We start from the raw sequence: 11,908 nt of genomic DNA, 5'->3' as shown, positions 1-11,908 counted from the left end.
TGGCGCGCCCTGCGGGCGCGCCCCCGGCGCCGGCGGGCCGCGGCCGCGGCGGGGGGGGGGGGCGGCGCCCCGTCCGCCCGCGCGGGCCGGGGGGGGGGGGGGGGGGGCGCCGGGCGGCCCCCCCCCGACTCACTCCCCCCGGTCCGCCAGGTCCGCCCGCAGTCGCTCCCGCGCCTTGATCAGCGCGAACCCCAGCAGGTTCGGTCCCCGCCACCGCTCGGGATCCTGAGCCGCCGGATCGTCCGCGGCCAGTCCGATGCCCCACACCAGGTCCACCGGGCTCGCCTCCACCAGTATCCGCTCGCCCGTGTTCAGCAGGAACTCCCGCAGCTCGGGGTCCGAGGCGAACTTGTGGACGTTGCCCTCGACCACGATCCCGAACCGCTCCCGCTCCCACACGGCCTGGTCGAAGCCGCGCACCTGCCGCCCCGCCTTCTTGGCCTCGGCCGGATGGCCGGCCGCCAGCACCCGCCGCTCCGCCTCCGCGTCCTCGAAGAGCCGTGCCTTGCGCGCCATCATCCAGTGCTCGGCGGTCGCGTAGGTCACCCCGTCCACCGTGAACGGCGACGGCCACCACTGGCTCAGACAGCTCGCCCCGATCCGGCCGTCCGGCCGCGGCCGGTGACCCCAGAAGTGCAGGTACTTGATCCGGGCCCCCGCCCGGACCTCCCTGATCAGCGCTTCCCGTGAACAGATCATCCCCCTGGTCCTTTCCATGCACGCGAGTCTGGCAGCCACCACTGACATTCCGTCCTCCTTTTCCGCGTCGGCTCGACACGTGGTCGACAGATTCCGTCGCGTAACCAAAAGGCAACAACGGAATCCCTTGTTGAGTGCCCTTTGCTCTGTCAGGATCGGCACTCAAATCGAGCTGGAGCTACGCCACCCGCCTCCGACCATCGCGGGGCGCCGGCGGAGGAGAGCGAGAGCGACATGCACAACCCGGGCACTGCCACCCCGGAACGATTCCCGGCCCACGAGCGCTTCGCGGCCCAGGAGCGCTTCGCGGACGGCGCGCAGTTCATCGCGGGCCGCCTGACCAAGGGCACCTCCGGCCGTACGCACGCGGTCGTCGACCCGTCGACCGGCGAGGAGGTGTACACGTACGAGCTGGCGAGTGCCGCCGACGTCGACGACGCCGTCGCCTCCGCCCGCGCCGCCTTCCCGGGCTGGTCCTCGGCCACCCCGGGGGAGCGTTCGGACGCCCTGCACCGCTTCGCCGCCGTGCTCGCCGACCGGGCGGAGGACTTCGCCCGCGCGGAGTCCCTCCAGTGCGGCAAGCCGCTGAAGCTGACCCGCGAGTTCGACGTCCCGGGCACCGTCGACAACACCGCCTTCTTCGCGGGCGCCGCCCGCCACCTCCAGGGCCAGTCGGCGGGCGAGTACTCCGGCGACCACACCTCGTACGTCCGCCGTGAACCCATCGGCGTCGTCGGCTCCATCGCGCCCTGGAACTACCCCCTCCAGATGGCCGCATGGAAGATCCTCCCGGCGATCGCCGCGGGCAACACGATCGTGCTCAAGCCCGCCGAGCTCACCCCGCTCACCTCGTTGCTCTTCGCGCGGGCCGCCACCGACGCCGGGATCCCGGACGGCGTGATCAACATCGTCAACGGCACCGGAAAGGAGGCGGGCGAGCACCTCGTCGGCCACCCGGACGTGGCCATGACGTCCTTCACCGGCTCCACCGCCGTCGGCAAGCGGGTCGCGGAGATCGCCACCGCCACCGTCAAGCGTCTGCACCTGGAGCTCGGCGGCAAGGCGCCCTTCCTCGTCTTCGACGACGCCGACCTGGAGGCGGCCGTCCACGGCGCGGTCGCGGGCGCGCTCATCAACACCGGGCAGGACTGCACGGCCGCCACGCGCGCGTACGTACAACGTCCCCTCTACGAGGCGTTCGTCGAGCGGACGGCCGCCCTGATGGAGACCGTCCGGCTCGGCGACCCGTTCGCACCGGGCACCGATCTCGGCCCGCTGATCTCCCACGTCCAGCGCGACCGCGTCGCCGCTTTCGTCGACCGGGCGCGTGCCTACGCGCGCGTGGTGACCGGTGGCGAGGCCCCGCAGGGGGAGCTGAAGAAGGGGGCGTACTACCGCCCGACCCTGGTCGCGGACGCCGCCCAGGACAGCGAGATCGTCCAGTCCGAGCTCTTCGGGCCGGTCCTGGTCGTCCTGCCCTTCGACAGCGACGACGAGGGGATCCGGCTGGCCAACGACACCCCGTACGGGCTCGCCGCCTCCGCGTGGAGCCGGGACGTGTACCGGGCGAACCGCGCCACCCGCGAGATCAAGGCGGGCTGCGTGTGGGTCAACGACCACATTCCGATCATCAGCGAGATGCCCCACGGCGGGTACCGGGCGTCCGGCTTCGGCAAGGACATGTCCTCGTACTCGTTCGAGGAGTACACCCAGATCAAGCACGTCATGTTCGACAACACGGCGGTGTCCCGCAAGGACTGGCACCGCACGATCTTCGGGGACCGGTAGCCGTTTCCCGGCCGCCTGACCAGCGGCCGCACACCCTCCCAGAAGGCCCTCCCAAGAAGGCACTCCCCAACGGGCACTCCCGAAAGGGCACCACGCGCATGGAGCAGTACGAGCCCGACCGCCTGTCCCAGGCCCAAGTCGCCGCCATGCGGCGCAGTTTCAGGAACGGCAGGGCCGCCATGACCCGGCGTTCGCTGCTGCGCGCCTCGGCGGGCGGCGCGCTCGCGGTCGGCGGCCTCGGGGCGCTCAGCGCCTGCGGCATCCCCGCGGCGGGCACCCCACAAGGCGGTGTCTCCGCGGACGACCGCTCGGCGAAGGAGAAGACCGTCAACTTCTCCAACTGGACCGAGTACATGGACGTGGACGACAGCGAGAAGCACCACCCCACGCTCGACCAGTTCACGAAGCGGACCGGGATCAAGGTCAAGTACACCGAGGACATCAACGACAACAACGAGTTCTTCGGCAAGATCAAGCCGCAGCTCGCCGCGGGCCAGGACACCGGCCGTGACCTCATCGTCCTCACCGACTGGCTGGCCGGCCGCCTCATCCGGCTGGGCTGGGTGCAGAAGCTGGACCCGTCCCTGCTGCCGCACGCCTACGCCAACCTGTCCGCCCAGTTCCGCAGCCCGGACTGGGACCCCGGCCGCGCCTACTCGTACGTCTGGCAGGGCATCTCGACTGTCATCGCCTACAACAAGAAGGCGCTCGACGGCGTCGAGGTGAAGTCGGTCTCCGACCTGCTCGACAATCCCAAGCTCAAGGGCCGGGTCGGTTTCCTGTCGGAGATGCGCGACAGCATCGGGATGACCCTGCTGGACATGGGCAAGGACCCGGCGAAGTTCACCGCCGACGACTACGACGCGGTGATCGCCCGCCTCCAGAAGGCCGTCGACAAGGGCCAGATCCGCCGCTTCACCGGCAACGACTACACCTCCGACCTCACCAGCGGCGACTTCGCGGCCTGTGTCGCCTGGGCGGGTGACGTGGTCCAGCTCAAGGCGGACAGCCCCGACATCGACTTCCTGATCCCGGACAGCGGCTACATGACGTCGACCGACAACCTGCTGATCCCCAACAAGGCGCGGCACAAGACGAACGCCGAACGGCTCATCGACTACTACTACGAGCCCGGGCCGGCCGCCGAACTCGCCGCCTACATCAACTACGTGTGTCCGGTCGAAGGCGTCAAGCCCGAGCTGGAGAAGATCGACAAGGATGCGGCGAACAACCCGCTGATCATCCCGGACAAGGCCATGGTGGCGAAGTCCCACGCCTTCCGCTCGCTGAGCTCGAAGGAAGAGACCGAGTTCGAAGAGAAGTTCGCGAAGCTGACTGGGGCGTGATCACCGTGACGACGACCAACACGACGGACCGCGGCGGCGATGTCCGCCTGTCGGGCATCAGCAAGACCTACGGCTCCTTCACCGCCGTACACCCGCTCGACCTGACCGTCCCGCAGGGCTCCTTCTTCGCCCTGCTCGGCGCCTCCGGCTGCGGCAAGACCACCACCCTGCGCATGATCGCGGGCCTGGAGGAACCCTCCTCCGGGACGGTCTTCCTCGGCGACCAGGAGGTCACCCGCCTGCCGCCGTACAAGCGGCCGGTGAACACCGTCTTCCAGTCCTACGCCCTCTTCCCGCACCTCGACATCTTCGAGAACGTCGCCTTCGGTCTGCGCCGGCGCGGCGTCAAGTCGGTGAAGAAGCAGGTCGGGGACATGCTCGACCTCGTACAGCTCGGTGAGCAGGCCCGCAAGAAGCCGCACCAGCTCTCCGGCGGCCAGCAGCAGCGGGTCGCGGTCGCCCGCGCGCTCATCAACCACCCCAAGGTGCTCCTCCTCGACGAGCCCCTGGGCGCCCTCGACCTCAAGCTGCGCCGCCAGATGCAGCTGGAGCTCAAGCGGATCCAGACCGAGGTCGGCATCACCTTCGTCCACGTCACGCACGACCAGGAGGAGGCCATGACCATGGCCGACACGGTCGCGGTGATGAACGCGGGCCGCGTGGAGCAGCTGGGCTCGCCGACCGACCTCTACGAGAACCCGAACACCACCTTCGTCGCCAACTTCCTCGGCACCTCCAACCTGATCGAGGCCGAGGTCGACTCCAGGAGCGGCGACGACATCGTCCTCAAGGCGGGCGGCGGCAAGCTGGTCCTTCCCGAGGCGCGCTGCTCCGCGCCGACGACGGCCGGCGGCAAGGTGCTGGTCGGCGTCCGCCCCGAGAAGATCTCCCTCACCCACGCCGACGACGCGGGCGAGATACCCACGGGCCGCAACCGGATCACCGGCACGATCGCCGACTCCAGCTTCATCGGCGTCTCCACGCAGTACGTCATCGACAGCCCGGTGTGCCCCGAGTTCGAGGTCTACGTCCAGAACATCGACCGTGACGCCCGGCTGGTGCCCGGCGCCGAGGTCGTCCTGCACTGGAATCCGGCGCACACCTTCGGCCTCGACGCGGCCCAGTCCCTGCTTGCCGGGACGACGGGCTCCGCGGGTGTCCAGGAAGAGACGGCGGCCTGATGTCGACGCTCACCGAAGCGCCTCCTCTGGCGCCCGCCCCGGAGAAGCGGCCCCCGCGCGGACGCGGCCGCCTCGTCCCGTACTGGCTCCTGCTGCCCGGCATCCTCTGGCTGATCGTCTTCTTCGCGCTGCCGATGATCTACCAGGCCTCCACGTCCGTGCAGACGGGCTCCCTGGAGGAGGGCTACAAGGTCACCTGGCACTTCGCCACCTACTGGGACGCACTGTCCGAGTACTGGCCGCAGTTTCTGCGCTCGGTCGCCTACGCCGCCGCGGCGACCGTCCTGTGCCTGGTCCTCGGCTACCCGCTGGCGTACCTGATCGCCTTCCGCGCGGGCCGCTGGCGGAACCTGATCATGATCCTGGTGATCGCCCCCTTCTTCACCAGCTTCCTGATCCGCACCCTCGCCTGGAAGACGATCCTCGCGGACGGCGGCCCGGTCGTCGGCGCCCTCAACACGCTGCACGTCCTGGACGTGACGAACTGGCTCGGCTGGACCTCCGGCGACCGCGTACTGGCCACGCCGCTCGCCGTCGTCTGCGGTCTGACGTACAACTTCCTGCCGTTCATGATCCTGCCGCTCTACACCTCGCTGGAGCGCATCGACCAACGACTCCACGAGGCGGCGGGCGACCTGTACGCGCGCCCCTGGACGGTCTTCCGCAAGGTCACCTTCCCGCTGTCGATGCCGGGCGTGGTCTCCGGCACGCTGCTGACCTTCATCCCGGCGGCCGGCGACTACGTCAACGCGGACCTGCTCGGCTCGACGGACACCCGCATGGTCGGAAACGTCATCCAGTCCCAGTTCCTGCGGATCCTCGACTATCCGACGGCCGCGGCCCTCTCCTTCATCCTCATGGCCGCGATCCTCGTGATGGTCACGGTCTACATCCGCAAGTCCGGCACGGAGGATCTGGTTTAGAAATGACCTTCGTCAACTGGCTCAAACGCCATCTCGTCGTCATCGCGGGACTGATCACGCTCGGCTATCTCCTGCTGCCGAACATCGTCGTCACGGTGTTCTCCTTCAACAAACCGAAGGGGCGCTTCAATTACCAGTGGCAGCACTTCTCCATGGACGCCTGGAAGGACCCGTGCGGGGTCGCCGACATGTGCGGCTCCCTGTCGATCAGCCTCCAGATCGCGTTCTGGGCGACGATCGGCGCCACCGTCCTCGGCACGATGATCGCCTTCGCGCTGGTCCGTTACCGCTTCCGCGCGCGGGGGTCCGTCAACTCGCTGATCTTCCTGCCGATGGCGATGCCCGAGGTCGTCATGGCGGCCTCGCTGCTCACCCTGTTCCTCAACATGGGCGCCCAGCTGGGCTTCTGGACGATCCTGATCGCCCACATCATGTTCTGCCTCAGCTTCGTCGTCGTCGCGGTGAAGGCGCGCGTGATGTCGATGGACCCACGGCTCGAGGAGGCCGCGCGGGATCTGTACGCCAGTCCGGTGCAGACGTTCCTCCGGGTCACGCTGCCCATCGCGGCTCCCGGAATCGCCGCGGGCGCGCTGCTGTCCTTCGCGCTTTCCTTCGACGACTTCATCATCACCAATTTCACCGCGGGCTCCACCGTCACCTTCCCCATGTTCGTCTGGGGCTCGGCGCAGCGCGGAACGCCCGTTCAGATCAACGTCATCGGTACGACCATGTTCCTCGTCGCCGTACTGCTCGTCCTGTCCTCGATGGTCGCCGGCAATCGCCGCACCAAGCAGAAGGCATGACCGCGAAACACCTGTAGGGAGTTGACATCATGGCCCCGAGTGCCATGAGCCGTTGGACGAAGTCTCTTTCCGAAGCCCAGCCGGTCCCGTACTGGCTGGACGACCCCGGCAGGCCCCGCCCCGAACCCGCCCTCACCGGCGCCGAGACCTGCGACCTGCTGGTCGTCGGCGGCGGCTACAGCGGACTGTGGACCGCGCTGAACGCCAAGGAGCGCGACCCGCAGCGGGATGTCGTCCTGCTGGAAGGCCGCGAGGTGGGCTGGGCGGCCTCCGGCCGCAACGGCGGCTTCTGCGCCGCCTCCCTCACCCACGGCCTGGCCAACGGCCTGGCCCGCTGGCCGGACGAGATCCACCGGCTCCAGGAGCTGGGCACCCGCAACCTCGACGAGATCGAGAAGGCGGTCGCCCGCTACGACCTCGACTGCGACTTCGAGCGCACCGGCGAGATCGACGTGGCCACCGAGACGTACCAGGCCCGGGAACTGCGCGACTGGTACGAGGAGATGCAGCGGGCGGGCCTCGCCGACGGTGTGGAGTTCCTGGACGCCGAGGCCGTACGGGAACAGGTCGCCTCCCCGACCTTCCAGGCCGGTCTCCACGACCGCCGGGGCGTGGCCATGCTCAACCCGGCCAGGCTCGCCTGGGGGCTGAAGCGGGCCTGCCTGCGCCTCGGCGTCCGCGTGTACGAGCACACCCCGGCGCTCACCCTGAAGCCGTACGGCGCCCAGATGGCCGTACGCACTCCGTACGGATCCGTCCGGGCCCGCAAGGTCGCGCTGGGCACGAACGTCTTCCCGAACCTGGTCAGGCGTGTGCGGGCGTACACCGTCCCGGTCTACGACTACGCGCTGATGACCGAACCGCTCACGGCCGGCCAACTGGCGTCGGTCGGCTGGAAGAACAGACAGGGCCTGGGCGACAGCGCCAACCAGTTCCACTACTTCCGGCTCGCCGCGGACAACCGGATCCTGTGGGGCGGCTACGACGCGATCTACCCGTACGGCGGCCGGGTGCGCCCCGAGTACGACGACCGCCCTCAGACCTATGCCAAGCTCGCCGGGCACTTCTTCACCTGCTTCCCGCAGCTGGAGGGCGTCCGCTTCACCCACGCGTGGGGCGGCGCGATCGACACCTGCTCGCGCTTCTCCGCGTTCTTCGGCACCGCCCATCACGGCAGGGTGGCGTACGCGGCGGGTTACACGGGCCTCGGGGTCGGGGCCACCCGCTTCGGCGCCGACGTGATGCTGGACCTGCTGGCGGGACAGGCCACGGAGCGCACCGCGCTGGACATGGTCCGCAGGAAGCCGCTGCCCTTCCCGCCGGAGCCCTTCGCCTGGGCGGGCATCGCCCTCACCAAGTGGTCGCTGGCACGGGCGGACGCGCACGAGGGCCGGCGCAACCTGTGGCTGCGGACGATGGACCGACTGGGCCTGGGCTTCGACAGCTGATCACAGGCGGGTGAGCACATGTGAGCCGGTTCGCCGGTTCACCGGTTCAGCGGTTCCCCGGCTCACCGGTTCAGCGGTTCACTCCAACGGGATGTCAGAACCCGGGTGATGGTCGCCGAAGACCTCCCTGTCCCTCATGACGCGACGCGCGTCCAGAGTGAAAGGGAGGTCCCCTCATGACTGGGGCGCAGACAGCGGTGGAGTGGCTCGTATCCCTCGCACCCGACCCTGAGGCCTGCCGCCGGGAATGGGAGCGCGACCCCCACGGGGTCGCGCTCCTGCCCGCCGGCAAGGCCTGGGACGTACTGATCCTGCCGGGCGAACTCGGCTATCCCACCCTCGACGTCCTCACCCGCATCCTCGACCGACCTGGCCCGGTGCTCGTCGACTTCGGCGACGCCCGGATGGGGTTCCTCGTCCCGCCCGGCACCGCGGCCCGCTGGCTCGGCACCGGCATCCGTACGGCCGGCACCGGCACCTGGATCGTCGTGCCGTACCCGGGCCGCTCCACCGGCTCGGTCCGCTGGCTGGTCCCGCCGGACGGCTCCGGCACCCTCACCGACCCGGCCCTCCTCGAACTGGCCATGCACGAGGCGGCGGCGGGCCTCGCGACGCGGGAGGGCGACTAGGGCCTGTTGCGAAAGTGGCCTCTGCCGCGCGACGCCCGGCACGCACTCTCGCCGCACCGCCCGAAAGCCCGAGTACGCCCAGTACGAGGGTTTCCGGGCGGCACTCCCCCAGCCTTCGGCCGGGGGGACCCCCAGAGCACGCACCGGACGCCGCGCGGCCGCCCTCCGGGCGACGAGGCCACTTTCGCAACAGGCCCTAGGCGGCGGGACGGCGAGCGGACGGCGAGCGGACGGAGCCGGGCGACCGGAGGCCGGGCGCGAAAACCAGCGGCCGGGCGTGACGACCAGGCGGTTGTGGGGGACTGGCGGCCGGGCGTGACGATCAGGCGGTCGTGCGCCGCCTGAGAAGCAGCCACAGCGACGAGAGCAGTACCCCGCACAGACACCAACTGGCCACGACGTCCAGTGGCCAGTGGTAGCCGCGGCGGACCAGGCCGAAGGAGACGGCGAGGACGAGGACGGAGCAGGTGATCACGCAGGCTCGGCGGGCTGTCGCCGAGCGCAGCCAGGGCAGGAGGAGCAACGTCGTGCAGCCGTAGGCGACGGCCGCGGTGGCGGTGTGGCCGGAGGGGAAGTAGCCCGTGCCGGGGGGCATGACAGGGGTGCCCGGGCGGGCGGTGAGTTCCTTCAGCGGGACGACCAGGGCCGGCACCAGGACCATCAGGAGGGCCGCGGCGGTGGACGGGAGCCACCAGCGGTCTGTACCAGTGCGGCGGGAGCGCAGAGCGACGTAGGCCAGGGCGGCGGCCAGGACCGGGACCGCCACCTGGACATCGCCCAGGTGGGCGAGGAGTCCGGAGAAGCGGTCCGGGTGGACCAGGGCGCGGCTGACGCGCTCGTCCGCGCGCAGCAGCGGGCCGTCGGCCACGACCTGCCAGGTGATCAGCGCGAAGAGGAGGGCCGGAAGCCCGAGAAGGAAGAAGAAGGTCGGCCGCCCCGGAACAGGGGGGGTGGTTCCGGGGCGGCCGAACGGATCGGATGGTCGCGCGCCCCGGGGGGTTTGGGGCGGGCGACTGTCCGATCGGTGAGGAGATCCGGAGCCAGAGGCCCCGTTTGTGTGCGCGAGGGCACGACCAGGTCGAAGCTGGGGAGGCCCCGGCCTGTTCTCGCCCACAGTCCCCTGTGGGCGGGGTGTATCTCTCATCTGGGTAGAACCTACGCCAGCGGATGGGGCGAGGACAGGCGGAACCCGGTCCTCCCATGCACCCCGCACACCTTCTTCACACGGTCTGCCGTTGGCGCGAATCAGGTGTGCGGGTGACCCGTCAGATGGGCGCGCGGTGGCCCCTCGGACGCGGGCGGCGGGCGGCGGGCGGGCATAGTCGGCCCTGGACCGCTCAGATGCGTGCGAACGCCTGCTCGATGATGTCCAGGCCCTCGTTCAGCAGGTCCTCGCCGATGACCAGCGGCGGCAGGAAGCGCAGCACGTTGCCATAGGTGCCACAGGTCAGGACCAGCAGACCCTCCTGGTGGCAGGCCTTGGCCAGCGCGGCCGTCGCCTCCGGGTTCGGCTCCTTCGTCGTACGGTCCTTGACCAGTTCGATGGCGATCATCGCGCCCCGGCCGCGGACGTCGCCGATGACGTCGAATTTCTCGGCCATGGCGGTGAGGCGGGGCTTCATCGTCGCCTCGATGGCCTTCGCCCGCGCGTTGAGGTCGAGCTCCTTCATCGTCTCGATCGCGCCCAGCGCACCGGCGCAGGCCACCGGGTTTCCGCCGTAGGTGCCGCCCAGGCCGCCCGCGTGCGCGGCGTCCATGATCTCGGCGCGGCCGGTGACGGCGGCCAGCGGCAGACCGCCCGCGATGCCCTTCGCGGTGGTGATCAGGTCCGGGACGATGCCCTCGTCCTCACAGGCGAACCACTGGCCGGTGCGGCAGAAGCCGGACTGGATCTCGTCGGCCACGAAGACGATGCCGTGGTCGGCGGCGAACCTGGCGAGCGCGGGCAGGAAGCCCTTGGCCGGCTCGATGAAGCCGCCCTCGCCGAGCACCGGCTCGACGATGATCGCGGCCACGTTGTCCGGGCCGACCTGCTTGGTGATCTGGTCGATGGCCTGCGCGGCGGCCTCGGGGCCCGCGTTCTCGGGGCCGGTCGGCCAGCGGTAGCCGTATGCCATCGGCATGCGGTAGACCTCGGGCGCGAACGGACCGAAGCCGTGCTTGTACGGCATGTTCTTGGCCGTCAGCGCCATCGTGAGGTTGGTACGGCCGTGGTAGCCGTGGTCGAAGACGACGACCGCCTGGCGCTTGGTGTACGCCCGCGCGATCTTCACGGCGTTCTCGACGGCTTCGGCGCCACTGTTGAAGAGGGCCGACTTCTTGGCGTGGTCGCCGGGGGTCAGCTCGGCCAGGGCCTCGGCGACCTCCACGTACCCCTCGTACGGCGTGACCATGAAACAGGTGTGGGTGAAGTCGGCGAGCTGGGCGGAGGCGCGGCGTACGACGGCCTCGGCGGAGGCGCCGACGGACGTCACCGCGATACCGGAGCCGAAGTCGATCAGTCGGTTTCCGTCGACGTCCTCGATGATCCCGCCGCCGGCCCGCGCGGTGAACACGGGCAGCACGGAACCCACGCCCCGCGCGACCGCGGCAGTGCGGCGGGCCTGCAGCTCCTGCGACTTCGGGCCGGGGATGGCGGTGACGACGCGGCGCTCCTGCGGAAGTGCGGTCATGGGGGCTCCCTGATGTCTTGCGACCGGAGATTCCGGGTGTTCCGGAGATTCGGGCGTTCGGTGGGTCCGGGTGTTGGGTGGGTCCGGATGTTCGGTGGGTCCGGGTGTTGGGTGTGTCCGGATGTTCGGTGGTCCGGGCGTTGGGTGGGTCCGGGTGTTCGGTGGGTCCGGGTGTTCGGTGAGTCCGGGTGTTCGGTGAGTCCGGGTGTTCCGGAGCTTGTGGGCGTTCGGAGCTTCCGGGTGGGCGTCTTTCGGACGACTTTCGGACGACTGAGGTCCTTTCTCGCAGGCTAGGGCGAGAGGTGTGGGGCGGGCATGCTCCATGTGGGCGTTGTCGGCGGTTCGGGTTGTCCGCGGTGGACATGGCGGCGGGGCCGCGCATCACCGGACACCCGGCCGCGTAAACGGTGAACTCCCCT

The 11,908-nt window shown here is 70.0% G+C and carries 10 protein-coding genes; 7 read left to right on the top strand and 3 right to left on the bottom strand.

Annotated features, from left to right (window positions below):
- Window positions 1-129 precede the first annotated feature (129 nt).
- Window positions 130-747 (bottom strand): NADAR family protein, encoded by a 618-nt coding sequence (locus ACIBK3_RS30185; RefSeq protein ID WP_399370579.1) that lies wholly within the window; start codon window positions 745-747, stop codon window positions 130-132.
- A gap of 186 nt (window positions 748-933) precedes the next feature.
- Here ACIBK3_RS30185 and ACIBK3_RS30180 point away from each other — a divergent pair, with 186 nt between their 5' ends.
- The 7 genes from ACIBK3_RS30180 (at window position 934) to ACIBK3_RS30150 (ending at window position 8,817) form a co-directional block, all read left to right on the top strand.
- Complete coding sequence (locus ACIBK3_RS30180) at window positions 934-2,487, top strand: gamma-aminobutyraldehyde dehydrogenase (RefSeq protein WP_399370578.1); 1,554 nt, start codon at window positions 934-936, stop codon at window positions 2,485-2,487.
- A gap of 98 nt (window positions 2,488-2,585) precedes the next feature.
- A complete protein-coding gene (locus tag ACIBK3_RS30175) occupies window positions 2,586-3,833 on the top strand; it encodes a spermidine/putrescine ABC transporter substrate-binding protein (RefSeq protein ID WP_399370577.1) in 1,248 nt (415 codons plus the stop codon).
- A gap of 5 nt (window positions 3,834-3,838) precedes the next feature.
- Window positions 3,839-5,014, top strand: coding sequence for an ABC transporter ATP-binding protein (locus tag ACIBK3_RS30170; RefSeq protein WP_399370576.1), 1,176 nt, complete (start codon window positions 3,839-3,841; stop codon window positions 5,012-5,014).
- The gene (locus tag ACIBK3_RS30165) at window positions 5,014-5,937 is read left to right on the top strand and encodes an ABC transporter permease (protein WP_399370575.1); all 924 of its coding nucleotides are present in this window, start codon (window positions 5,014-5,016) and stop codon (window positions 5,935-5,937) included. Before ACIBK3_RS30170 ends, ACIBK3_RS30165 begins: the two co-directional genes overlap by 1 nt.
- Before the next feature lie 2 nt (window positions 5,938-5,939).
- Window positions 5,940-6,740 carry an ABC transporter permease gene (locus ACIBK3_RS30160; protein ID WP_399370574.1) on the top strand — a complete coding sequence of 267 codons (801 nt, stop codon included), beginning with the start codon at window positions 5,940-5,942 and terminating at the stop codon, window positions 6,738-6,740.
- A 29-nt stretch (window positions 6,741-6,769) separates the two neighbouring features.
- Window positions 6,770-8,188, top strand: a complete 1,419-nt coding sequence (locus ACIBK3_RS30155; protein ID WP_399370573.1) for an NAD(P)/FAD-dependent oxidoreductase — start codon at window positions 6,770-6,772, stop codon at window positions 8,186-8,188.
- A 176-nt stretch (window positions 8,189-8,364) separates the two neighbouring features.
- Window positions 8,365-8,817, top strand: a complete 453-nt coding sequence (locus ACIBK3_RS30150; RefSeq protein ID WP_399370572.1) for a hypothetical protein — start codon at window positions 8,365-8,367, stop codon at window positions 8,815-8,817.
- Window positions 8,818-9,139: 322 nt separating this feature from the next.
- On the opposite strand, the gene ACIBK3_RS30145 is transcribed toward ACIBK3_RS30150, so the two are convergent.
- Window positions 9,140-9,931, bottom strand: coding sequence for a phosphatase PAP2 family protein (locus tag ACIBK3_RS30145; RefSeq protein ID WP_399370571.1), 792 nt, complete (start codon window positions 9,929-9,931; stop codon window positions 9,140-9,142).
- 223 nt (window positions 9,932-10,154) lie between these two features.
- Window positions 10,155-11,489 (bottom strand): 4-aminobutyrate--2-oxoglutarate transaminase, encoded by a 1,335-nt coding sequence (gabT, locus tag ACIBK3_RS30140; protein ID WP_399370570.1) that lies wholly within the window; start codon window positions 11,487-11,489, stop codon window positions 10,155-10,157.
- Window positions 11,490-11,908: the final 419 nt, after the last annotated feature.

This window comes from Streptomyces sp. NPDC050287 (genome assembly GCF_044459385.1).
GTDB lineage: Bacteria > Actinomycetota > Actinomycetes > Streptomycetales > Streptomycetaceae > Streptomyces.
The sequence above is the reverse complement of the archived record's forward strand: the minus strand, read 5'-3'. Positions and strand labels throughout refer to the sequence as shown.